At 50.6% G+C, this 25424-nt stretch carries 12 protein-coding genes and 2 CRISPR repeat arrays; of the genes, 10 read left to right on the top strand and 2 right to left on the bottom strand.

All coding sequences use genetic code 11. The features are described from left to right. Nucleotides 1-59: 59 nt before the first annotated feature. Nucleotides 60-2465: a hypothetical protein gene (locus DFP98_RS35885; RefSeq protein WP_116065456.1), complete on the top strand. Its 2406-nt coding sequence runs from the start codon at nucleotides 60-62 to the stop codon at nucleotides 2463-2465. Between the two features lie 660 nt (nucleotides 2466-3125). Further along, nucleotides 3126-4343: direct repeats of the CRISPR family, unit length 32 nt; unit sequence GTTTCAATCCACACTCCCGCATAGGGAGTGAC. A gap of 167 nt (nucleotides 4344-4510) precedes the next feature. Here the strand turns inward: DFP98_RS35885 and DFP98_RS35880 are convergent. After that, complete coding sequence (locus tag DFP98_RS35880) at nucleotides 4511-5236, bottom strand: Fic family protein (protein WP_116065455.1); 726 nt, start codon at nucleotides 5234-5236, stop codon at nucleotides 4511-4513. A gap of 402 nt (nucleotides 5237-5638) precedes the next feature. Next, a CRISPR array of direct repeats spans nucleotides 5639-7116; the repeat unit is 32 nt; unit sequence GTTTCAATCCACACTCCCGTACCGGGAGCGAC. A gap of 396 nt (nucleotides 7117-7512) precedes the next feature. On the opposite strand from DFP98_RS35880, the gene DFP98_RS35875 reads away from it, so the two are divergent. Both DFP98_RS35875 and DFP98_RS35870 read left to right on the top strand, forming a co-directional pair. Beyond that, nucleotides 7513-8085, top strand: coding sequence for an RNA polymerase sigma factor (locus DFP98_RS35875; protein ID WP_116065454.1), 573 nt, complete (start codon nucleotides 7513-7515; stop codon nucleotides 8083-8085). Beyond that, nucleotides 8057-9433: a DUF4179 domain-containing protein gene (locus DFP98_RS35870; RefSeq protein ID WP_116065453.1), complete on the top strand. Its 1377-nt coding sequence runs from the start codon at nucleotides 8057-8059 to the stop codon at nucleotides 9431-9433. Before DFP98_RS35875 ends, DFP98_RS35870 begins: the two co-directional genes overlap by 29 nt. Before the next feature lie 99 nt (nucleotides 9434-9532). Here DFP98_RS35870 and DFP98_RS35865 read toward each other — a convergent pair whose 3' ends face one another. After that, nucleotides 9533-10549 (bottom strand): LacI family DNA-binding transcriptional regulator, encoded by a 1017-nt coding sequence (locus DFP98_RS35865; RefSeq protein ID WP_116065452.1) that lies wholly within the window; start codon nucleotides 10547-10549, stop codon nucleotides 9533-9535. 317 nt (nucleotides 10550-10866) lie between these two features. Between DFP98_RS35865 and DFP98_RS35860 the strand changes: the two genes are divergently transcribed. The 7 genes from DFP98_RS35860 (at nucleotide 10867) to DFP98_RS35830 (ending at nucleotide 25394) form a co-directional block, all read left to right on the top strand. Then, a complete protein-coding gene (locus DFP98_RS35860) occupies nucleotides 10867-12315 on the top strand; it encodes an ABC transporter substrate-binding protein (RefSeq protein WP_116065451.1) in 1449 nt (482 codons plus the stop codon). Between the two features lie 84 nt (nucleotides 12316-12399). Beyond that, entirely contained in the window at nucleotides 12400-13284 is an 885-nt protein-coding gene (locus DFP98_RS35855) for a carbohydrate ABC transporter permease (RefSeq protein ID WP_116065450.1), read from the top strand. 5 nt (nucleotides 13285-13289) lie between these two features. Further along, nucleotides 13290-14111, top strand: a complete 822-nt coding sequence (locus tag DFP98_RS35850) for a carbohydrate ABC transporter permease (RefSeq protein WP_116065449.1) — start codon at nucleotides 13290-13292, stop codon at nucleotides 14109-14111. Between the two features lie 24 nt (nucleotides 14112-14135). Further along, on the top strand, nucleotides 14136-16850 hold the full coding sequence (locus tag DFP98_RS35845; protein WP_116065448.1) for an alpha-mannosidase: 2715 nt from the start codon (nucleotides 14136-14138) through the stop codon (nucleotides 16848-16850). Between the two features lie 5 nt (nucleotides 16851-16855). After that, nucleotides 16856-18742 carry an MGH1-like glycoside hydrolase domain-containing protein gene (locus DFP98_RS35840; RefSeq protein WP_220377222.1) on the top strand — a complete coding sequence of 629 codons (1887 nt, stop codon included), beginning with the start codon at nucleotides 16856-16858 and terminating at the stop codon, nucleotides 18740-18742. Nucleotides 18743-18859: 117 nt separating this feature from the next. After that, a complete protein-coding gene (locus DFP98_RS35835; RefSeq protein ID WP_220377221.1) occupies nucleotides 18860-22570 on the top strand; it encodes a hypothetical protein in 3711 nt (1236 codons plus the stop codon). Nucleotides 22571-22676: 106 nt separating this feature from the next. Then, nucleotides 22677-25394 (top strand): alpha-L-rhamnosidase, encoded by a 2718-nt coding sequence (locus DFP98_RS35830; RefSeq protein ID WP_181918153.1) that lies wholly within the window; start codon nucleotides 22677-22679, stop codon nucleotides 25392-25394. The last annotated feature ends 30 nt before the right edge of the window (nucleotides 25395-25424 follow it).

Genomic DNA, 25424 nt, shown 5'->3' with positions numbered 1-25424 from the left:
GGCTTCGCGGAAGGCTGTCCCCTGGATGGCGGCAGCCTTCTTCTGGAGGAGGAGCTTCGATGACTTATCACATTCGAGCAGATCAGCTTGTTCTGGAGATCAACGAGCGCGGAGAGGTTCGGCTTCAGGCCGACAAGGTTGGCGCTTCCGACGGCTTGCCTATGACGATGTATGCGTCGCCGCTGCTGCAGCTCGTGCAGGACGGGGAAATACAGGCGCCGGCGGTCTGTGTACAGGAAGGCAGAACCGAAGCGCTGATGCTGACGTATCCGAACGGGACGAAGATCAAGGTGGGCGTTGTTGTTCGGGATGGATACGCGGTGCTGGAGGTGCTGACCATCGAGTCGGGCAGCCCGGATGCCGTTATATGGGGGCCGTTCCGTACATGTATCGGCGGTTCAATCGGAGAGTCGGTCGGCGTTGTGCACGACGGCCGATTCGCGATCGGCCTTCAGGTGCTGAACGCGAAGACGGTTGGCGGCTGGCCGCTGGAGCTGGAAAGATTGGCGTACATGGCGCCGTCGTACAGCGAGGGGGACGCTCCGGACCCGAACGGTCGTCGGGTGTCGGACAACAAATTCGAATATCCGGTTTGTACTGCCTGGCCGACGGTGGACGGCGGCAGCGCACTGCAAGCATATGCCCGCGATCGGACGAAGCGCTCGGTCCGCAAGGCGTGGAACGTGCCGGCCACCGAAGTTCTGCCGTTTGAGGGCGAGGATGCGGTCATTGTCGGGAGCGGGATTGCTTTGTTCGGTTGTCCCGTCGAAGAGGTGCTGGAAACGATAGAGCAGATCGAGTTGGGGGAAGATCTTCCTCACCCGATTATCGAAGGGCAGTGGGGGAAGACGTCTCCGGCAGCCAATCAATCCTACTTGATTACCGCTTTTACGGAAGAGACGATCGGGGAGGCGGTCCAATACGCCAAGCTTGCCGGACTGAGTTACGTCTATCACCCCGATCCTTTCGAGCAATGGGGGCACTTCAAGCTGAAGCGCGGCAGCTTCCCGAGAGGCGATGAAGGGTTGCGGCTTTGCTCGGAGGCTGCAAGGTCGGAAGGCGTATCGCTCGGCATCCATACGCTCAGCAATTTTACGACGCTAAACGATTCTTACGTTACGCCAGTGCCGGACGTACGACTGCAGCCTCTTGGAACGGCCGCGCTTGCTGAGGAGGCGGACGAGCGGGACGACAGTCTGACGATCGACGAGCCTTGGCCGTTTACCGTTGCGATATATCGCAAAACGGCGCGCATCGGCAGCGAACTGGTGGAATACGAAGCGGTATCGGAGACGGAGCCATGGCGATTGCTTGGCGTAAAGCGGGGCATGCATGGCACGGTCGCATCGAAGCATGACAAAGGAAAGAAGGTGGCTCGGCTATGGGACCATCCGTATGACGTCGTGTTTCCGGATTTGGAGCTGCAGGACGAATATGCCGATCGGCTTGCGGAGCTGATGAACGGGGCCGACATTCGGCAGGTTTCGTTCGACGGTCTGGAGGGATTGTACGCGACCGGGCAGGACGATTACGGCGTCATCCGCTTCGTCGAGCGGCAATATCGGCGTTGGGGGCGGGAAGTGATCAACGACGCGAGCATCGTCGTGCCGAATTACCTGTGGCATATGGCCACCCGCTTCAACTGGGGCGAGCCGTGGGGAGCGGAGACACGCGAAGGGCAGTTGGAGTGGCGGCTCAGCAATCAGCGGTATTTCGAGCGTAATTTTATTCCGCGTATGCTCGGATGGTTCCTCGTTCGCTCGTCGTCCGACCGCTTCGAGTCGACGGCACTGGACGAGATTGAGTGGGTGCTGTCCAAAGCGGCCGGCTTCGGAGCGGGGTTCGCGCTTGTTGCGGATTACGAGGTTTTGGAGCGTAACGGTAACATCGAAGCGCTGCTGGCGGCGGTGCGGGAATGGGAGACGGCGCGGCGACTCGGCGCGTTCAGCGCGGAGCAACGAGAGAGACTCGTCGAACCGAAAGGAGATTGGCATCTCGAGCCGGTTGGACCGCAGCGTTGGAATTTGTATCCGGTACAGGCGACGAAGCCTCTCGTCTGCACCCCGGCCGAGCAGCAGCCGGGACAGCCGGGCGGCTCGGATTGGGCGATGTTCAACAAGTACGCCGAGCAGCCGCTTCGCTTCACCATGCGCGTGCGTCCATCCTACGGCAACGAGGACGCCGCGGTGCAGAGGCCCACTTTCTATACTGACGGCGTCTACATGACGTTCGATACGGAAGTCGCCGCGAATCAGTATCTGGAATGCGACGGGACCCGGACCGGACGCGTCTACGACGCGAACCGCAACCTGCTCCGCGTCGTCGAAGCCTCGGCCGAAGCACCGACTATCCGTCACGGCGGACAGACGCTGTCGTTCAGCGCCAAGTTCACAGGCGATCCGAAGCCCGACGTCGCCGTTAAAGTATGGTTGTACGGAGACCCTGAGACGGTCTCCGCCGACTAATGAGAAGAGCCGATCGCCAGTCCCCGATCTTCGGGCGCCCTGTCGGTCGGCTCTTTGCTTTGGTGTGTGCCATCGTGGGCGGATAGCTGGGGTTACTCTTTTGCATTGCGGGTGACCAGCCCGCGTCCACATCACCCGTCTGGAAACAAAATTTCAATCCACAGTCCCGCAAAGGAGGCGTCTTTGCCATTCGTACATTCTCTTTTTCTTCTTTGGGTTTCAATCCACATTCCTTAAGGGGATTGATAGACTTATGAACTAACGCCCCATTTTGTGAGAGGAGATTGATAGGTTTGAAACGTCTTCCACTTTAAGGAAAGTATTTATTCGAGGGGATAAAGTATCTCCCATACACCCATAAATAAAAGAACGATGCCGGCCGGAATTAGTTTAAACTTAACTGTACGCCTCGATGAGTCTGAGTGATTTTTAGATAAAGTTTTTGACCGGGGAGATAGCCACACAAACAAAAAAACTAAAATAGCAAAAACGAAGCAAACTATAGACCTGCCGGGAATAATCATGTGATCCTCCTAGTTGCAAGTGTTTGTTAATATTTTACACGTTAGGTAATCAACAATACGAAGATTTAGTGTCCAGTCTATACTTTTGCAAAGGTGGCTCGGCGGCATGGACCTGCATGACTTCGATTTTGATTCCGTTTCGATCCACACTCCTACAGAGGAAGTGATTCCACAAACCACAGCAGTTGTTCCAATGCTGCTTGTTTCAATCCACACTCCCGCATAGGGAGTGACCGAGGCGGTAGTCGGGATGCTGATGCCAAGCATAGTTTCAATCCACACTCCCGCATAGGGAGTGACTCGCCTTCAGGAATTGAGTTCCACCATATTTCGTGTTTCAATCCACACTCCCGCATAGGGAGTGACCACCTATAATGCCAGCAGCGACTTCACAGAGGCCGTTTCAATCCACACTCCCGCATAGGGAGTGACCGGATGGCGCTGGGGGCTATTGAGGATAGGCTAAAGTTTCAATCCACACTCCCGCATAGGGAGTGACTGGCGCTGGGACGGATCACCAAGGAGGAGTTCAAGTTTCAATCCACACTCCCGCATAGGGAGTGACTCACTCCCCTCTGTTCACACAAGGTTCAAGTGCGTTTCAATCCACACTCCCGCATAGGGAGTGACAAGAGTCAGATTTGTACGTTGCTATGGGTTTTCGGTTTCAATCCACACTCCCGCATAGGGAGTGACGAGCAACTGCTTCGATACACCAAGGGTCAAGAAGTTTCAATCCACACTCCCGCATAGGGAGTGACTGCAAAGCATCATCCCGAGCTTCAACCATACGTAGTTTCAATCCACACTCCCGCATAGGGAGTGACACGGATAAGACGGTCCGATCATGGATCAAAACGCTTGTTTCAATCCACACTCCCGCATAGGGAGTGACCACTTACCGAAGCTTGTAGGGTATACTCCGATCTGTTTCAATCCACACTCCCGCATAGGGAGTGACCTTGGTACTATTCAAGCCCAATCGGGCAAAGGAGTTTCAATCCACACTCCCGCATAGGGAGTGACCCACGATCAGCTACAACAATCAATCGAGCATTATGTTTCAATCCACACTCCCGCATAGGGAGTGACAGATCCCGCCGGAAGAGTACCCGATCCATGTTAAGTTTCAATCCACACTCCCGCATAGGGAGTGACAGGCGGGCTTATGGCTTTGCAATTGCGGCCGGAGTTTCAATCCACACTCCCGCATAGGGAGTGACTCTCCAACCAATCCATGCTCTGTGTCGCTTTCCTGTTTCAATCCACACTCCCGCATAGGGAGTGACTTTCCCTAATGATTTGCACGAAGCACATAAAAAGTTTCAATCCACACTCCCGCATAGGGAGTGACAGCGAGCCTAATTTGCCCTTGTGGGGCAAGGGATTCAGGGCTCAAAAGTGCGAATCGTTACAATTAGAGTAAAAAGTATATTTGAAAACGTACCCAAAGGGTGAGGAGACCTTTTGAGAAAAGAGGTGCGGATGTTCCAGAGAAAACATGTGAGCCTGAGGTTCGCACTACAGCAACTTCAAGTACCAATCACATGTTTGATCTACAATTGGGACAAGGAAGTTGATGAAGCTAGTGAAATCACCCGTCACATGCGTTTCATCCAAGGCGGTGTAGTAGGCGAGTCTTTGTTCTTTTTCGATAACAATTGGTGGGTACCCGTTTTTCATCAGTTCAAAATTCAACAGAAGCCGGGCGGTACGGCCATTGCCATCTACAAAAGGATAAATTTTTACAAATTCACTATGGATAACGGCTGATCGGGCAATTGGGTGCAATCTTGCCCCCTCGTTTTCAAGCCACTGTGTAAAATGAATCATCAACTCAGGAACCTGGCTACAATCCGGAGGCAAATGGCGAGCGCCGCTGATCAGGACATTTTGCGTGCGATAGACTCCCGCTTGATCGTCCAGAATTCCTTTTAAGATAAGGCTATGGATGCTCTTGATCTGCCATTCTGATAAAGCCTGATTTTGTCTGACGATCTCTTCCACGTATAAAATGGCCTCTCGATGGTTGAGCGCTTCAAGGTGCTCGGATATTGTTTTTCCGCCGACGGTGATGCCTTCCAGTACAACTTTGGTCTCAGAAAGGGTCAGCGTATTGCCTTCAATGGCGTTAGTGTTGTAGGTCCAGTTGACGATTAGATGCTCGCGGATGCTTTGTAAAGTGTGAGGGGGGAAGGATCTCTTGGCATCAAGCAATTGTTTTTTCTGATCAATGACATCAAACATAGAGTTCACCTCACAAAGTCAATAAATTGGGGATTCATATTTGTTAATTAAAGAGTTTTATTGTGACTTTTTCAAAAGGAGTGAGGTTAGTAAACTTATGAAGCGGCGTGGATCTGTGTTTGGGCCCAGAGTGACTGACTGGTATATTCTAGATGAACTACCTTTGTTAAATAAATTTATGCTTAATTGAAGGATGAGACTGCAAACTCTAAAGACAAATTATAATGCGCATTTTGTTTTAAGTTAATCCTCTATTAAAGCGGCACAATTAACATTCTTTCATCAATTCTTGAAAGATAATCTCACACTCATATTATAAGGAAGATAGGTGACCGTGATTAGATACGTGTTACCTTACAGGGAGTGAATTTCCTCTATTAATAATATTCAATAACTTCTCCGGATTCAATCCAAGCTCCCGTACAGGGAGCGACTTGAGATCCGCCGAACGCTGATCGTCGCGCCGAAGTTTCAATCCACACTCCCGTACCGGGAGCGACGGGCTTTCCATCGCCAAAAGCTTGATGAACAAAATGTTTCAATCCACACTCCCGTACAGGGAGCGACCTTCTCCGCAAGGAGACGAGTGACCCAGTGTGTGTTTCAATCCACACTCCCGTACAGGGAGCGACACCCGATCGGGTCCATTGCCGAATTAAGTGCAATGTTTCAATCCACACTCCCGTACAGGGAGTGACCCGATTTAACGCCAGGCGCGCGCTGAGCATACTGTTTCAATCCACACTCCCGTACAGGGAGTGACGGCTCATGCGTAAGCTGCCGAAGTTCGGCGGAGGTTTCAATCCACACTCCCGTACCGGGAGCGACGGAAGCGGAGCGCCTGATTGGTCTCGGCATTGTAGTTTCAATCCACACTCCCGTACCGGGAGCGACGTAGCCGCCTTTCGCACGTTCTTCGGCCCCGTTGTCGTTTCAATCCACACTCCCGTACCGGGAGCGACACATCTGTAGCGAACATCATTTGACGAATCTTATTGTTTCAATCCACACTCCCGTACCGGGAGCGACTGCCCATTTGACGACGAAGCAGAATTTGAAATTGCGTTTCAATCCACACTCCCGTACCGGGAGCGACGTGCTTAGAAAATCACTTGAGAATGTAGGAATCGTTTCAATCCACACTCCCGTACCGGGAGCGACAAAAAATGGTTGAAACTCGCTAACAAGGCACTGGTTTCAATCCACACTCCCGTACCGGGAGCGACGAAGACGGACGATACCGGCCTTTATATTCGGGCGTTTCAATCCACACTCCCGTACCGGGAGCGACTCGCCAACGAATACGCCAGCGAATACCAAGGTCGTTTCAATCCACACTCCCGTACCGGGAGCGACGGACACGATGACGAAGCAATTGCCGTACTTAAGGGTTTCAATCCACACTCCCGTACCGGGAGCGACTTCGTCGAGATTCTACACAACAGCGTAGCGGATGTTTCAATCCACACTCCCGTACCGGGAGCGACTTGACCCTCTTCGCGAAATTCCTTTTCTGGTCTAGTTTCAATCCACACTCCCGTACCGGGAGCGACGTTAGTCGGCTCTCCTAAGAAATCATTCCTGCGTGTTTCAATCCACACTCCCGTACCGGGAGCGACCCAAATGAAAAGACATGGATTGATCAGCTTAATGTTTCAATCCACACTCCCGTACCGGGAGCGACTTTGCGGTGACTGCGTTGGATACATCCAGTAATGTTTCAATCCACACTCCCGTACCGGGAGCGACCTTTCTCTATCACATCATGGGAGGACTTATATATGTTTCAATCCACACTCCCGTACCGGGAGCGACTCCATGCGTCCGTCCACCTTTGATGATATAATTGTTTCAATCCACACTCCCGTACCGGGAGCGACAGCGAACAGTCTGAGCCCTTGCGGGGCAAGGGATTAGAGGCTCAAAAGTGCGAATCGTTACAATTGGCGAGAAAAGTAAATGAGAAAATAGGTCAGAAGAGCTTTGATCCCTCTTATGTAAGAGGTGCGAATGCTCCAGGAAAAACATGTGAGCCTGGGGTTCGCACTACAGAAGCTTTAAGTAACAATCTAACAAATTCACTATGGAAAATGGTCGGCCTAATAGCTGATGCGAACTTTTAATCCTATTATAAGCTTTTCCTAAAGGGTTGTGGGAGATATACTTCTGGGGTGCAAAGCTATGCCGTGTTAAAAGAAACAGAGACGAGGGTGTCCCAAAAACGTGAGCGAGATTGTTACATAAACGAATCAATTCAATGAGAAAGGAGGCAGCGCGTGGAACGGACAGAGGCGGAACAAATTGTAAAGGCAGTTAAGCAAGGAGATAGGGAAAGCTACGGCAGGCTGGTTGAAGCTTATCAGCAGCGAATTTTTCGATATTGTTTTCATATGTTGGGGCAAATGCAGGAAGCGGAGGATGTTGCGCAGGACGTGTTCATCAAAGGGTTTGAACGACTTGAGCAGTATCAGGAAGGGACTAATTTTGGGGCGTGGTTGTATAAAATCGCTTATCGCAAGTGTCTGAACAAACTGAAGCGGGCTAAAACCTATGAGCGTCTAATCCGCCTTTTTATGAGGACGGCTCCAACGGTGGAGTCGGATCGGGTGCCAGATGTAGAATACAATGCCGAGCTTCGTCTGGCGATACTGCGTCTGAATCCGGAGGACAGGCATATTATTTTGCTGCGGATTGTGGAAGAGAATCGATTCGAGGATATCGCGGAACAGCTTAATATGAGCTATGCTGCGGTTCGCAAAAGATACGAGCGGGCGAAACGGAAGCTTAAAAACGGGTTGACTGAAAAGGAGGGAGAGTCCGATGAACAAAGCCGAAGTCTTTCTTACTGAGGAGCAGGAGCTGCAACGAAAATTCGGCGAGACCAGATTGCCTCAAATTCAGTTGAAGGCTCGGGTATTGGAGGAGCTGGGTACCACAAAAAAGGTTTCTCCTGCGAAGGCTAACTCTCTCCGTTCCAGACGACTTCTCGCCGCGATCAGCATGGTCTTATCTATAGTTGCGCTAATTAGCCTGTTGTCCATTTTCCCAGCTTCGGCAGAGCAATTGCGAAAAATTCCGGTTATCGGGAAGGTATTTGAGGGGAATATTTTTGATTTTGCAGGAGATAGCGGAATCGTAATCGGTCAAAAGTCTGGACTTTCTTCTGGGGTAAACGAGGAAGCCAATGATCAGGGAGTCACGATTAAGCTGCAAGACGTTCTTTATGACGGTGCGAGATTGTCAATAGGTTATGAGATTGTTTCGGAACAGGCGGAAAATTTGATCTTTTTGGAGAATGTCAGAGTTAGCGTTAATGGTGTTTTTCGACCCGATGCCCGACCAAGCGCCCAACCTCATCTTCTTGATGCCAAACATGCTGCTGGAATTATGACGATCGATCTGGATGAGCCGGAGAAAGAGGACCGCTTCGAGCTAGAGCTTCTAATTGGCGGTGTGAGCGGTATGAATGAAGGAAACCAAACGAAAGTCAGCGGCGAATGGGGCTTTAAGATGAACGTTGAAAATCGTATCGCTGACAGCGAATATACTTCGCTTGCCGACGGCTACTCGGCGAGTTGGGAAGGGGATCGCTTTCAACTGACCGGATATTTGGCGACTCCGGTGACGACGAAGGTGGATTTTCTCTATTCCGGCAATACGGATTGGTTAGGTTTTCAGCTTAAGGATGATAGAGGAATGTTGATTGAAATGCTGGATATAGCTTTTACAGTCGGCAAGAATGGAACGGTGGAAGGGACAGTTCGATTTGTTCCGCTTACTCCAGGTACGACAAGGGTGGAGGTCACGCCTTACAACTTGTTGGTGGGAAAAAAGGATACAGAGAAGAAAGTTACGGCCAAGCTAACGACCGATTATCCGATCGTGTTGTCACAGGGAGAGGTAGGAGAGATTGTTGTTCAGAACGTCGAGTTTAGGCAGAATAAAACGTTGATCCACTACGAAGTGAAAGGTAAGAACCCGTATTCGCAATACGCCTCGCTTTGGCTGGAGACGCCGGATGGACAGCGGTTTATCTCGGATAATGGGAAGCGGACTAGAGTCAGCGATACCTCTTACGAGTACATTCTGGAATATCCTGCATTGGATGCGTCGCAGCCCTATTTCCTCGGGACAATGCCTCAGACGGATCTTGAGTTGCAGGAGGAACTTGTGGTAAGTGTTGCGGTTCGTGAGTAGGTCACAAAAAGGCGCTCCCGGTGGGAGCGCCTTTTGACTGTGGCTGTGGCGGAAATGGAAGCCTTCATGAATCCCCTTAAACCGCAGAAACCTATTCGATCAGAGAACGGATCCACAAGACTGCCCTTCCACCAGTCGAACTTCCAGCAACTTAGAAAGGTTAATGGGTTCCTCATTTAGAATATGGCGCGCCATGTGCTGGGCCGCAATATCCCCCAACTTTTCAAATTGTGTATCCACATGCGTTAATTTGAATGGCAGAATAAGTCCCCAACCGTTTTGTACACCGCTGATGATGGATAAATCTTCAGGGATGCGAAGGTTCAATTCATCGGCCGCTTTCTTGACTCCGACCGCCAGAAGATCGTCCGCGGTGAAGATCGCCGTAGGGCGACGTTCCGATCGCAGAAGCTTTAGTGCTTCGATATAGCCGCATTCCAGTGTTAGATTTGTCTCTGATTCCATCATTTCAAGCTCGGGGAGAGTTCGGGAAATGGCCGTTACACCCTCGCGGAGGTCGGTAGAAAGCGTCATATTAGACGGCCCATTCAGAAATCCGATTCTCCGATGCCCGAATTTTATTAAATGTTCTATGGCAATACTGCCGGCTTTGACATTATCGACGTCTACATAGGGAATTTGTGCAGTCAGGATACCCGGCCGACCCACGATGATGAACGGAATTTTCTCTGACAGAAGATGAATCAATTCTTCATTGCTGACGGAAGGACAAGTTAAAATCAGACCTCCGACTTGCCGTTCTTTGAACAATTTCACAAATAACCGGCTGGAATCCTCTCGCGACATGGACGTAAACATCTGCATAATTAAATTATTCTGGGAACAAAACTGGCAAATGGCGGCCGAAAGGGTAGAGAAAAACAGACTTTGTTTGACCTGATCGCTCGAAAACGGCATGAAGAGGCCAATCGATCGTACTTTGTTGTTAACAAGAAGACGGGCAGTGAGATTGGGATGATAATCGAGCGCATGGATAGCGCGTTGAACTTTGTCCAACGTTTTTTTGCTGACCAGTTCAGGGGTATTAATTGTTCTGGATACCGTTTGCGCAGACACGCCAGCCAATTTGGCAACGTCGGTAATTGTACTAGCCATTTACAGAAGCCCCATTCTATATTTGTCATCGTTAACATTTGTATTGGAACGTATCGTATTTCTTTACTAAGCTTACGCGTTATGGCGTGAAATTACAAGTATTTACGGCAGAAACATGCACAATTTCGTTATAAAAAATCAGTGTTGGGGTTATTGACAACGCTTTCCCCTGTTGTTATGATCGATTCGAGTGTTAACGTTAACATTTTGATGAAACGGGAAGGGGAGACAGAAGAACGCGTCAGAATTTGATCTGTACCAAACCAGATTTCCAAAAAGCTTAACAAGAGACACAACTCATAAGGGGATGACAGCCAATGAAAAAGTTCGGTACCGTTTGTTTGACTTCAGCGCTGATCGTGACGACTCTGTCCGCATGCAGCGGTAATTCCGGTTCAAGCGAATCTCCAGGTTCGTCCGAGACTTCCGCTTCACCCGCGAGCTCTGCACCTGCCGAATCCAAATCGCCTGTTGCCTTTACTATCGTTCATAACCAAGGGGAATACGCGTGGCCCTCCTACGATAAAATTGTAGCCGATTACAATGAAAAGTCTGGCAATAAGGCCACCTTGAAGTACATCCCGGCGCAGGAATCAGAGAGCTGGTTACAAGCTCAATTCATCGCCCACTCCGAACCTGAAATTGTAAGCGGCACTTCGAAGTTTGCGGATGCATACAAAAACGGCTGGATTGTCGATCTGCTCCCTTATTTGGACGAAGTCAGCCCCTACACGAACAAGCCGTGGAAAGAATCGTTTCTTCCAGGACTGATCGAATCGGCGATTGATAAGACCGATGCGAACAATCCCCGTCTGTTCGGCATTCCGACGCAGGTCGTCACGGTAAACTTGTATTACAACAAAGATATTTTCAACGAAATCGGCGTTGCGCAGCCGCCGGCTACCATTTCTGAATTCCTTGAAGTGGCACAGAAAGTCAAGGATGCGGGCTACATTCCATTCAGCATTCAAAACTCCATGGATTGGAATCTGGGTTGGCTGGCTTCCGACGTATTCGGCTATTTGTGGAAATCGCGCTTGGCCGAACTGGATACGAACGGTTCTGGCAAAGTGGAACCGAAGGAATGGGCAGAAGCCGTCCTTGCAGACAAAGTGACGAAGGACAGCCCGGAATTGAGAGAATACTTGCGGCTTATGAACGACTTGAAGCCTTTCTTTAACGAAGGCTTCAACAGCGCCAGCTGGGAGTTTGAGGGGATCTTCAACGACGGAAAATCCGCGATGGTGCTGAACGGCAGCTGGTATCCGAATCAACATCAGCAAGGCGGTTACCCCGTCAACTACGGCGTGGCGCCGATGCCTTATCTGGACACTGCTTATTCGAAGTTCGGACAAGATGTCCGCTATAAATACAAGATCGGTTCGACGCCGAGCTTTGCCGTTAGCCGAAATGCCAAAGACAATAAGGCGGACGGGGCATCTGTTGAATTCTTGCAATACTTGACTGCCCCCGATGGGGGGGCCAAGGTGCTTGCCGAGGATCTCAACCTCATTCCGGTCGTATCGGACGTTGAAGTTCCTGAAATTTTGAAGCCGATCATGGAGTCCTTCGGAAATGACGAGAATATGGGGTTCTACGCTCATGAATTCACACCGGAGCAAAAAGACAGATGGTTGAAGAAACAGCAGGAATTTCTGGCAGGCAAAGCGACGGCGGATGAATTTCTGGAGGACTTCGGAAAAAACCTGAAGAAGTTTGCGGAAGAAGCCGTCAAAAATCATCCGGAATGGAACGCAGAACAGTAGTATTTTGAACTTGGGATCGTTTCCGGCGCATTCGGCAGATGTAGGGTAGGTCGATTGCGCCGGATTTCGGCCGGGGAGGCAATCATGAGCAAGACGATGCGCTATATGTGGCTTTACGCTTGTTTATTTCCTACTTTTTTCTTTGTCGGTTTGTTTTTGTTATATCCGTCTATAGAAGCTTTCAGAATGTCGTTTCTGGATTGGAACATGAGCAATTACTTAAATCCGACTTTCGCCGGCTTGGACAATTATGTCGAGTTGTTGCAGGATCCCATCTTCCGAAACAGTTTTATTATTCTACTGGCATTTCTTTTGTGGAACATTATCATCCTGCAAGGCGCATCCATCTTGGGGGCGTACCTGATCAACTATTTGGGCAATACCGGATTGGCTGGATTTTTTAAAGTTTCTTTCACAATTCCGATGGTGCTTCCGGGCATGGTCACGACGATGTTTTGGCTTTTCTTCTACGAACCTGGAAACGGGATGCTAAATCATACGCTCGGCTTGCTCGGTTTGGAAAACTGGCAAAGAATCTGGCTGGGCGATAGCCAATTGACGGCAATGCTGTCCATCATGATGAAAGGATTTCCATGGGTAAGCGGGCTGGGATTCCTCATCTATTTGGCTGGATTTCAAAATATCGACGAGTCTTTAAGGGAAGCGGCCAGGATAGACGGCGCTTCTGCATGGAAAATCTTCTGGACCGTGGATTTGCAATTGATCTTGCCGCAAATCAGGTTGACAACGGTATTGGTATTAATCGGCGGAACGCAACAGTTTAGCGATCAGCTTATCATGACCAAGGGCGGCCCGGGTTACGACACCATGGTTCCTGGATTGTACATGTTTAATAACGCATTTACTTACGGCAAACTGGGGACCGGTTCGGCAATCGGCGTCATTCTATTCGTAATTACGCTTGGATTGACCTTGCTGAATATGAAGTTTATGCGAGAAAAGAGGTAACGCGGATGGATCGCCAAAGGTTTGCGCGCATCATTGTCATTGTGTTCCTGTTCGCACTGTTGTTTTTCACGTTGTTCCCCATGTATTTCATGCTTGTAACAGCGTTTAAAACGAATTATCAGTTATCGATCAACTATTTTGGTCTTCCCTTGAACCCGCATGTGGAATTTATCAGCGATGCTGCATCCAAGATCGGCTTGTATTTGAAAAATTCCATTATCGTGTCCGGGGCCACTGTCCTTGGCGTTTTGGCGGTTTCCAGTCTTAGTGCTTATGTGTTTGCTCGATTTGATTTTCCGTTAAAATCGGCTCTGTTTCTGGTATTGTTGTCTTTCTTGATGATACCGGGCATTCTGACGCTCATTCCGCAGTTCGTTCTGGTGACGAATTTGAAATTAATCAATAGTCCCTGGGCAGCGATTCTTCCTTATATCGCAAGCGGACAGTTGGTCGTCATTTTCGTATTTCGCACCTTCTTTGAAGAAATCCCCAGAGAACTTACGGAGAGCATCCGAATGGACGGAGGCAGCGAACCGATTGTCTTTTTCCGGCTGGTGCTGCCGCTTGCTTTTCCGATCTTTTTATCGATGGGTCTAGTGAATATTTTGTCGACATGGAACGATTTTATATGGCCGCTGCTGGTCCTTTCCGATCAATCCAAGCTAACTGTCACTGTAGGCTTATATCGGTTCATGGATCCCCAACAAATCATTTACGGCTCGATGTTCTCCGGGATGACACTCGCCTCGATCCCATTGATGGTACTTTTCGCCTTCACCATGAAATATTTTGTTCAAGGCATGACATCCGGTGCGGTAAAAGCATAAGAAGCAGGAGGAAAGACAGTTGATATGAGCACCTACAAATCGATTCATATCGTTGCCCATACCCACTGGGACAGGGAATGGTATTTGCCGTTTGAAACTTTTCGGTTTCGGCTTGTCGGCCTGATTGACCGTTTGCTGCGCACGATGGACGAGGACAAGGCCTATCGCTTTCATCTCGACGGTCAAGTGATCGCTTTGGAGGATTACCTTGAAATCAGACCGGAGCGTCGGGCGGATCTTGAGCGGCTTATTCGAGAAGGCCGATTGACGATTGGGCCGTGGTACGTGCTCGTGGACGAGTTTCTCGTCAGCGGGGAATCCATGATTCGCAATCTGGAGGAGGGAAGGCGAATCGGCTCGTCCTTTGGACCGATGTTGGAGATCGGCTACTTGCCGGACACCTTCGGCCACATTGCTCAAATGCCTCAACTATTGAAGGAATACGGGTTTGAGTACGCGCTCGTCTGGCGTGGTTTAAACGGAACTCCGGAACAAGTACCTACCGAATTCGAATGGGAGAGCCCGAGCGGGCACCGGGTCAAGACCGTACATCTGTCACATATGTACGGATATACGAGTGCCATGAACTTGCCTGTCGATCAGGAGCAAGCCGAGGACCGGCTGCGCGAGTTGATTGGCCATATTGGTCCGCATGCCAAGAGCGGACATGTGCTGTTGATGAATGGTTTCGATCATATGGAGCCCCAGCGCCATATTTCCGCCATGATCGAACAATGGAACGCAAAGCCGAATGAATCTCCGATGAAATTCTCTTCTATAGAAAGTTATGTTCAAGACTGCTTTGGCGAACTGCCGGACGTTCCGGTGTTGAGCGGAGAATTTAGACGTACAAGCCATACGCCGGGCGGCGTAATCAACACGATCCTTCCGAACGTGCTTTCGGCCAGAGTGTATCTCAAGCAGCAGAACGCGACCGCGCAAAATTTGCTGGAAAGATTGGTCGAGCCGCTGGAGGCATTGGCGCTTGCGGCCGGAGACAGGCATCATCCCGCCTTTGTCCGACAAGCTTGGAAATACGTATTGCAGAATCATCCCCATGACAGCATTTGCGGCTGCAGTATCGACGATGTGCATGACGAAATGGAGACGCGCAACCGCAAAGCCGGTCATATCGGCGAACAACTGGTCACGGAGGCGCTTGCGCGGATGTCCGACAGAGTCGATCTGTCGTGGCTGCCGCCGGACAGCAAGCCGGTGCTGCTGTTCAATCCGCTGCCTTGGCGCAGAGATGCGCTAGCCGAAATCGAACTTGACGCGGATGACGCCACGCTATACAGATCCGTCAAGGTCACGGACGAGGCCGGCGAATCGTACGAGGCGGAAATCGTCGGATACGAGAAGGTTTGTCCGATTGAAAACGATTCTTTGCGGTACCCCCTGAGCAAAGGGGAGACTTACAGACACAAAGTCCGTATTCTCGTTCGTCAATTGCCGCCGCTTGGCTATAAGACGATTGCCGCTCAATTACGAAAAATACCGGAACTTGCGCATATCCCGGCGAAGGCGATCTCCAACTCGATTGAAAATGAGCTCATCCGGATTACGGCAGAGCCTGACGGCACCTTGACCTGGCTCGATTTGGAGACTGGAGAGTCTATGCATGGTCTTCATCGATTCGAGGACAGCGGCGACGTTGGCGACGAATATGTATACTCCGGCCCGTTACTGAACGAACATTTCACGTCCGCGACCGTCCGAAGCGTTCGCGTATCGGGAGAAAGCCGCGGATGGCAGCGTATGACCGTATCCTACGAGCTGCTCGTACCGCACTCGGCGGAACCGGGTGCCAGAAGGAGAAGTTCGGATTTGGTGGCATTGGACATCCAGACAGAAGTGACGCTTTTATCGCGCAGCCGCACCGCGTCTGTCCAAACGACGGTGGACAACCGCGCGCTTGATCATCGCTTGCGTCTGTTGTTTCCAATGAGGAAAGGAGTTCGGCCAATTCAGGCGGGAGGCGCGTTCGATGTGTCGGAACGTCCGGACCGCGTGCAGCAGCCCCCCGAGGACGTCTGGGTGGAGAATGAACCGACGACTTTTCCTTTTCATCATTACGTGTTTGCCGACCATGGTGGAACCAGAACGATCGTTAACGCGCATGGCCTGCATGAATACGAATGGATTCCTTCCGACCGCGCGAATGATGAAGGGACATTGGCGATTACCTTGCTGCGGAGCGTCGCCTATCTCGGCGGCGGAGATCGCGGGATGGCGACGACCAATCGCCCCGGGCCCGGCTTAAAGACTCCGGGAGGACAAGTGCAAAGGGTGCTGACCTTCCACTATGGTTTGACTGTCGATCGTCGCGATCGCGCAATCGCACCTTGGCGTGTGGCGGATGAACAGGCGATTTCAGTTCAAAGTCGCAGCATCCCTATTCCCCGCCAAGAGGTGAAAACCGCTCCGGCGATGACGGAATATCGACAAAGCGGACAACTCGGTTGGCTGGAGATCGACAATGCGCTCTTGCAGGTGACCAGCCTTCGTCCGGCACCGGATGACCGAGAGGGCATCGAGCTTCGGTTAGTCAACCTCGGAGAAACGGCTGCCAGCGGCTTCATCCGGGTCCGATTGCCGATTCTCAGCGCCCATACAATCGGTCTGAATGGCGAAATTCGCCGCGAGCTAACGTTGAAGACGGACGGCACCGATCGTTCTCTGTCCGTAGAGTTGAAGCCGAAGGAAATTGTCACGATCCAATTCAAGACAAAGGAATGAATCGAATGTCAGACATTCACAAAAGCCAAGTTCGACCCGTATCGCCATCCGAGTACGATCGAGTTCAAGAGAACTTGTCGTCCGGCTGGAACACCTGGTATACCCGCAGCGTCCTGACGCATGTGCTGCTTCCGGAGTGCGCCGCGGTCAAATTAGGCATCAAGGAATACCGGGAAGGCGGTTTTCTCGCCGAAGCCTTGATTGGACGGCAAGGCAAGGATCAGGAGGTCGTGCGGCCCGGATTGCGCAGCTACGATGGGGCGTATACCGAACTGACCTTACAATGGCGCGACATCGAGCTGCGAGTTGAAAGCGCGGTAGAGAACGGAGAACTTTTCCTGTTGGTCACTCCGCTGCGCAACCAACTCAAGCCCGCCGTTCTGATCGCCGAATGCGGCATCCTGTGGAACGGCAAAGGCTATGTCCAGCACGCGAACGACGGAAGCATCGAAGCTGTCTTTCCGGATCGGAACGTTAGACTCTATCCGACCGGCTCCGTCGTCGAGGAATATCATGTCTCCGCATCCGGACCCTATATGGCTTTGTCCCTCCATGAGTCGGTCGGCTTATCGACTGGCAAGCCGTGCGAGTTGGCGACTATCCAGGAGCTCATTGATCAGCGGCGCCGCGGAATTGCGGAAGCGCGCCGATCGGCATTTGGCGATGAAGCGGATTTGTACGCCTCCATGCAGGCTTGCATGGCATGGGATACGATCTACGAACCCAAATTTCAACGGGTCGTCACACCGGTAAGTCGGATCTGGAACGACCAAGGCTACAAGCTTTTCTGCTGGGATACCTACTTTGCCGCTTACATGTGTATGGAGGACAATCGACCTCTTGCTTATGCCAATGCGGTCGAGATCACCCGTGCGGCTGTGGCTGACGGCTTCGTGCCAAACTTCGACTGGTCGGGAACGGTCATTTCGCGGGATCGCTCACAACCGCCGGTAGGCTCGTTTATTGTCCTGCAGCTCTATCGCAAGTACGGCGATCGTTGGTTTCTGGAAGAAGTATACGAGCAGCTTTGCGCATGGAACGCTTGGTGGCCGGATAACCGACAGATCGAGGAAGGGTTACTGGCCTGGGGCTCGGATCCGATGACGCCGGCAGCGGATAACTTCTGGGAAACGGCCGGCGTTCACGATACGTTCGGGGCTGCGCTTGAATCCGGGCTGGATAATTCGCCGATGTACGACGAAATTCCGTTTGATAAAGCCAAGAACACGCTTAAACTTGCCGATGCCGGTCTGATGGGTTTGTATATTTGGGATTGTCTCGCTTTGGCGGAGATCGCCGATATTCTCGATGATCGTGAGCAAGCTGAGGCGCTTCGCCGATCGGCGGATCGGTTTGGTTCAGGCATGCAACGTTTATGGGACGAGAAAACGGGCATTTTCCATAATTTGCGGACCGATACCGGAGCTTTCAGCGAACGTTTGTCTCCGACGAATTTCTATCCGTTGCTGACGCCTTACGTTTCCGATAAGCAAGTAAGGCGCATGATTGACGAGCACTTATTAAATCCGGCGGAGTTCTGGGGGGATTGGGTATTGCCGTCCATCTCGCGGAATGATCCGGCCTATCCGGATCAGGAATACTGGCGTGGGCGAATATGGGCGCCGATGAATATACTCGTCTACCTCGGTCTGCGCAGCCAGGGTGAAACAGAGACGGCTCGACTTCTCGCGGACAAATCGGCCGAGCTCATTCTCAAGGAATGGGCGGCGCACGGCCATGTTCATGAAAATTACAACGGCAATACCGGCGAGGGCTGCGACGTAATCACAAGCGATCGTTATTATCATTGGGGAGGCTTGCTTGCCCTGATCGCCTTGATGGATCGCGGGTATGCCGTTTCCCCGCAAGAGTTGAAAAAAGAGTCTCTATAGACAATAACAGAAGCAACGGTTCATGGATATAAATGGACCGTTGCTTCTGAGATAGGATTGAAAGCGAATACACAAAAAACGGTCCTGATAATATGCAAAATCAATTTACGAGGGGGCTTGATTATGAAACGATCCAAGTTGTTAGTCAAATCGTGGACAGTTGTTATGATAGCAGCTCTAATTCTCACATCCTTTGTCTACCCGGCGAGCAAGAGTGCAGCTATGGTGAGCGGCATTGAATTATTCGTTAATACGACTGTATCCTCGATAGATAAGACGGTCGTGAAGTCCGGAATCGGTACAGTCGGAACATCCATGACCCTAACCACGCAGATCGGGAATAATGGGGATACGCCTACGCCCGCCGGTCAGAACGTTACCGTGAAGCTCTATATTGACGGCGATTACATCAGCTCACAGCAAATCATTCCCCCAGGAGGGGGATTTAATATGGCGGTGAACGCGTCCGGTCAAGCTTGGAGTTTAAGATATTTAACTTGGACCTGGACCCCGACTAAAGATGGCAACCATTTGATTCAATATGAAATCGTAAATGATTACAGCGATGTGTCTGCGCCAAACAATCATTGGATCTATACGGCTGTAGTGACAGATTCGACTGCCGGTGTGCTGGATACCGTTGATTTGGGCAATAGCGGCAGCGAAACGAGCCATGGACTTTCATCTAATGGCGGTGGAACGGGGACTTATCATGAAAGCATCGGAAAAATTGCCGAGACCTATAATTACCGAAATACCGGCAGCAATGCGGGAGACTGGTTCAGCGTTAACATAGCCAACAACTCAAATCGTTACGGAACGCTTGCAATCAGGGAGATCCATCCGGTCGGTTCGGCGAATTATCGTAAGGTGCTAGACAATCCGGATCAGACGGGTTTGGGCAGCAACGGCATTCCCCTTGATGTGAACGCGACCGGTCAGACGTTTACAACCGGACCGAACACGACTTACATTCCTTCTATAGCGGTTCAGATTGAGAAGGTCGGACTTATCTACACTTCCACAAGTATGAATTTGACGTTGACATTGTGGGATTCCCCCTATAAGCATCAACAACTTGCTGAAAGCACCTTGTTGGCTCAATCCGTTCAAGGGGGGTATGCATGGGAGATTTTCAACTTTGCCGAGGATGTCGGCGTACTTCCCAACAGCCAGTATTACATGGAGTTTACGACGAGCAAGCCGTTCGATATGAATAATCGGTACATTCTTTATGGTTACAACACCAGTTCGTATGCGGGTGGTACGCTCTACTCCGGCGGATCCCCGATCAGCGGAAAAACGTTATCCTTCAAAACCGGTCCGAATATTCCCGCCTCATACGATATACAGGTGGATGGGCAACAAGTTGGAGGTATCGATCAATTGGCGACAGGCAGCGGCTTTACGGCGCTTGATGTTGACAACTCGACCCCTCCCGGTCAAACCTTTGCCGTTGGAAACACAACGGAACTTCAGGCTATCGCCCTGCAAGTAGAGAAGGCGGGTTCAATCCCGGCGGATAATGCCTTGGTGCTGACGCTTTATGACACACCGACGACAAGTGACAGTTCTTATCTGGCTACAAAGCCTTGGAATACGCATGTCATCGGTCAAGCCGTTCTTTCCCCTGACGAGGTACCGGGAGGTTATAACTGGGCGACCTTCGTATTTCCGCAAAAAGTGCTTGTCTTTCCAGGAAGAACCTACTATTTCGAAGTGACGACTGTAAAAGCGTTCGATTCGTCCCAGCGATTTGTATTGGGGTTCTATCCGACGAGCACTTACAATCGCGGCTCTTTGTATACGAACCGTTCGATTCAAAGCGGACAGACCCTGTCTTTCAAAAGTTCCCACAACCCGCTGTTCAAGACACGAAATCTGTATGATCGCGGAATTGGCGCGCTTACCTATTTTGTGGACTTGCAGCAGTTGTACGCCGGAAGCACAATTTCGGTCAAAGTTGTCAACCAATTGCCAGGTTCGGTTAATAACGCGTACATCGATAAAATGTGGAATTATGCAGGCTTCGACACCTATGCGTCGAGGTACGACGTTCCCCTGTATTTCTCGCCCTTGCTCGGGCGTGCCAGTGAGGATTCCACAACTCAGCATTATCCGGAACAGGTCGATGTCATTAAGAACAACGTGCTTACCCGCACCGACAATTATCTTGGCGGCAATTCCATAAAGCCCGGTTTTTCATTGGAAGAATGGTATGCCAAAAATACGTTAAACGTGCAAACCGATATCGATTATATTCTGGGAGTAGCTAAAACCGCTGGAATACCCGTGAATCTATATTTGAACTCGACTTGGGGCGGAACGCCGAACAGCCCTTACGATTCCATCCTCTATGATCAGATCCTATTCAGCGGCACGGATAATTACAGAGATCCCAATATTAATCTGCTGACGCAATCGCTGAATTACGCAACGGACCCGCATTATGGAAGGACAATTCCAAATATCTGGGGCAGTACTCCATGGCTTACTTTTAATAATGGCGGATTCACGAGTCCCGCCTCAGGTACCTTAAACGGATTCAAGAAGGATCGGCTTGGGTTGAGTACGGATCAATTAAACAAGAACATGCTTGATTTGGCGAACAGTAACCAAGACAATCTTTTACTAAGCGTATCGGGCGACAACGAACCGGCTTACTGGGCCTATCAGATGGACACCGATTCGGATCCAACACTTGGGTATGCTTCCGTCAACAGCGGGAATATGCGCGTACGGGGGTCCGGAGATTTCGGACCGGATGCCGTTGCACAAGCCAGTGCGGACGGCGTGACCCTGAACCCCTATACCGGCAACTGGGATACGATGAAGCAGTGGTGGCAGACCAATCTGAATAACTACAACCAGTTTATATATGGCAACATCAATAAAGGTCTTTATAAACCGGTCACGAAGATCCACAACAACACGATTACCTACGCGACGGATGGGGTCAAACATAATCTGTTCACGCAAAATCCGACTCATCCGACTTATCCTTTATTTGATAATTATCATTCCGGCTATGAGGCTGCAGTCGTGAACGAAGCGGCAACCGGAATCGAAAGCTACTTTCTGAGTCACGACTACTCCCATGCACAGCGAATCATCAATAATGTCGGCCGAACGGCCAACTTGAACCAAGAGCACAGCGGATTGCCGCTCGAAGGCTATGACAAGAATATGGCCGGTTCATTTATGCTGGGCCTCAGGTATGTAACGCTTTACAATGTCATGAGCATATCCAGTCCGTATCATAGCCCAAGCTTTATTGCCTTTAACGATAAAGTAAGCGCCTTTTCCGGCGACCCGATTCGCATCGCTACATTAGTCAATCCACGCAGGAAGAATTTGACGATAGCTGCCGAACGAGACGCGGTTCGTTTGAGAAATTCGTTCACGCTTCTTCCGGGAGATACACTCGCCTCAACGAAGCTGACTGCAGGAGATACAGCTTATCATGCCGGCGACTTTAATGGAGCTTATCGGAATTATATTGAAGCAGAGAGCGCGGCGGCTTCTCTCTTGCCGGCACCTTTTGTAGTATCGGGAACACAGGGGACATTATCCCCTTACCCGTTACAAGTTACGGCGGTTTCCAGTGCCAAGTCGAATATTGTGGTTACGGTGAACAGCAGTTCGGAACTGGAATTTACAGCAAGCTCAACGGCATCCGGCTCGGTCACTTATAAGTCAACCAGTGCGATCGGATCCAACCAGGTTTATGTCAATGGATCATTGGTTTCCTCAACGGCTAACGGTACAGGAAGACAGTTCAGTTATTCCCATACTGCCGGTGATACGGTTAACGTGGAGTTTAAATAAAAACACAATTGAGAGAAGTGGCTGTAACCCGATGGGCAAGGGGCTGTCCCATAAGCAGAGTTGCTTGAGATGATCGATAGACAAAGAAAGGGGGATGTACCCCCCCTTGAACCTTAATCATCGATTATCTTTCACAACAACTTGGCTGGTTTATGGGACATCCCCTTGTTCTCATATAAGAGAGGAAGCTATTCCTATGATTAAGGTAAGTTCGCTGACAACCGAATACGCAATGAACCCCTTGGGAACGGACAAGTCCAATCCCCGGCTTGGATGGATAAACGAGTCTATGCAGCGTGGGCAACGTCAAACGGCCTATCGCATTCTGGTTTCCGCAATTGCACAGAATCTGGATTCCGAAATCGGAGAAGTATGGGACTCCGGAAAATGCGCGAGCGACCGCTGTGTTTCTATCGACTACTCAGGAGAAAAACTGCAATCGGCTACCCGCTATTACTGGAAAGTATGCGTGTGGGACGAGAAGGATCGTATTTCCACATGGAGTCCAATCGCTTGGTGGGAGACGGGCTTCCTTCATACGGAGGATTGGTCCGGTGTGTGGCTCTCATCTGACAGCGAACATGCACCGCTATTTCGAAGCGAGTTCCAAGTTGACAAGCTCCTCAAACAAGCCAGGCTGTATATAAGCGCTGCCGGTTATTGCGAAGCGTATCTGAACGGCAGCAAAGTTGGGGACTACAAGTTGGAACCGGCTTTTACCGTTTATAATAAACGAAATTTATATCATGTCTATGATGTCGGAGCGCAGCTGGTGGCGGGAAAGAACTGTGTCGGCGTTGAGCTTGGCAGAGGGTTTTACGGATTGCAAACACCCAATGTCTGGAACTGGCATAGGGTCAAGTGGAATGACAATCCCCGGTTTATTGCCCAATTGGTCATTCAATACATAGACGGTACCGTGCTTCTCGTCAAGACGGACGATCGTTGGGAGTTGATTGGGGAAGGACCGACCATATCCGATTCCATATTTGCCGGTGAGCAGTACGACGCAAGAAAGTGCCGGACGAATTGGAGTAAAGCCGGTTTTAATGCCGCGGAGACCATTAAACCGAAGGTAGTTCCCGCACCATCGCGACGGCTCGAAACCCAGTCTATGCCGCCGATTCGAGTCGTAGGTCAAGTGGATGCTGCAAAAATGACCGTTTTGGGGGAGGGCCATTATGTTTTCGATATGGGCGACACGATAGCCGGGTGGGTGGAAACGAATATTCAAGGTGGGGGATCGGGACAATCCGTCTCGTTTATTTACGGCGAAAAGCTGGATGAAACCGGCCGTGTCGATAACCGTCAGACTGCGATCGAGGCGGAAATACAAACGGATCACTACATAAAATCAAGCGAGCGGGCTGAAAAATGGGAGCCTAAATTCAGCTATAAGGGCTTTCGGTATGTAGAGATTATTGGGCAAGGAATCAGACTGAGTCTTTCGGATGTGGTTGGCAAACGCGTTCATACCGATTTGCGGTCAACGGGACATTTTCAGTGCTCCAATATTCTGTTTAATTGGATTCACGAGGCAACCCGTAAGACGCTGTTGAACAATTTTCACGGCATTATTACCGATACGCCCAAATATGAGAAAAATGGCTGGCTTGGCGATGCCCAGTTGATTGCCGAAACGGCTGCCTTTCAGTTTGATATGGCCTTGTTCTGGGAAAAGTGGCTGATCGACATGCGCGATTCCCAACGGGATGACGGGTATATTCCCGTTATGATTCCCGATAGCGGATGGGGGGACTTTCACGCACCTGAATGGAGTAGCGCCTATGTCCTGATCGCCTGGCGTTTGTACTGGTACTATGACGATGTCCAGGTGCTTCGGGAGCATTACGGCAACTTGAAAAGATACGTCGAATATGAGATCGCCTTGCTTGACAGAGGAATGTCCAGCAGCGACTTGGGTGATTGGCTGGCTCCCGGTTATCCGGAAGGACGTTCCCCGGAGGGAGGTCAATTGACTTCCTCGTTCCACCTCCATTTGGTGCTGCGAACGATGACTGACATTGCGGGCATATTGGGATTTTCGATGGATAGCGAGCGGTACGGGAAATTAGCTGAAGAAACGGCTGAAGCCATAAACCGCGATTGTCTCGATCTGGAGAATGGACTTTACTATACGAATAAGGCAACGGGATATCGGCAAACGTCAAATATACTGCCGCTTGCACTCTCAGTCGTACCCTCGAATGTTGAAAGAGTGGTCGAGAACTGCCTGCTCCATGATATTGAACGACGATCGAACGGTCATGCCGATGTGGGTATTATTGGGCATAAGTATTTTTACCCGACTCTGACACGTTTGGGATATGGAGAGGCAGCCTATCGGGCAGCGACGCAGCTTACTTATCCGAGCATAGGGCTATGGTTTCAACAGGAAGCGACTGCGTTATGGGAATATTGGGATGTTAACACACGTTCGAGAAATCATTATATGTTCGGGACCATCGTGCAATGGTTTTATGAGTATATAGCCGGCATTCGGCAAACTGCAGCCGGTTGGTCCGAAATGGAGGTCAAGCCTTACCCGCTTGGCGACCTAACGTCGGCCGAAGCGACGCTTGACACGGTCAAAGGGATCATTCATGTTGCATGGACCCGTACGGTGGACATCTCGTTCAAACTGACGGTGCATGTCCCAGTTCAATCGCGTGCAAGGGTTCACGTTCCTGTATTACCGGCAGGGCAAATAACGGAAAATGGGTTGCCGGCTGATCAGGCCAGCGGCATACGATATATCAAAGACGAAAACGGATATCGGGTATATGAAATCGAAGCAGGTCGTTACGCATTCGCAAGCAGATAATCTCTGAAATATCAGTAGTCTAAGGAGCAT

Origin of the sequence: Cohnella phaseoli, from assembly GCF_003386235.1 — a bacterium.
In the GTDB taxonomy this organism is placed as follows: domain Bacteria; phylum Bacillota; class Bacilli; order Paenibacillales; family Paenibacillaceae; genus Cohnella; species Cohnella phaseoli.
Note: the sequence above shows the minus strand (reverse complement) of the source record. Positions and strands in the feature narration are given on the sequence as shown.

Excerpts from the sequence above, each read along its gene's own strand:
- DFP98_RS35885 (WP_116065456.1), top strand. The coding sequence starts at position 60 with ATGACTTATCACATTCGAGCAGATCAGCTTGTTCTGGAGATCAACGAG.
- DFP98_RS35880 (WP_116065455.1), bottom strand. The coding sequence starts at position 5,236 with ATGTTTGATGTCATTGATCAGAAAAAACAATTGCTTGATGCCAAGAGA.
- DFP98_RS35870 (WP_116065453.1), top strand. The coding sequence starts at position 8,057 with ATGAACAAAGCCGAAGTCTTTCTTACTGAGGAGCAGGAGCTGCAACGA.
- DFP98_RS35865 (WP_116065452.1), bottom strand. The coding sequence starts at position 10,549 with ATGGCTAGTACAATTACCGACGTTGCCAAATTGGCTGGCGTGTCTGCG.
- DFP98_RS35860 (WP_116065451.1), top strand. The coding sequence starts at position 10,867 with ATGAAAAAGTTCGGTACCGTTTGTTTGACTTCAGCGCTGATCGTGACG.
- DFP98_RS35855 (WP_116065450.1), top strand. The coding sequence starts at position 12,400 with ATGAGCAAGACGATGCGCTATATGTGGCTTTACGCTTGTTTATTTCCT.
- DFP98_RS35850 (WP_116065449.1), top strand. The coding sequence starts at position 13,290 with ATGGATCGCCAAAGGTTTGCGCGCATCATTGTCATTGTGTTCCTGTTC.
- DFP98_RS35845 (WP_116065448.1), top strand. The coding sequence starts at position 14,136 with ATGAGCACCTACAAATCGATTCATATCGTTGCCCATACCCACTGGGAC.
- DFP98_RS35840 (WP_220377222.1), top strand. The coding sequence starts at position 16,856 with ATGTCAGACATTCACAAAAGCCAAGTTCGACCCGTATCGCCATCCGAG.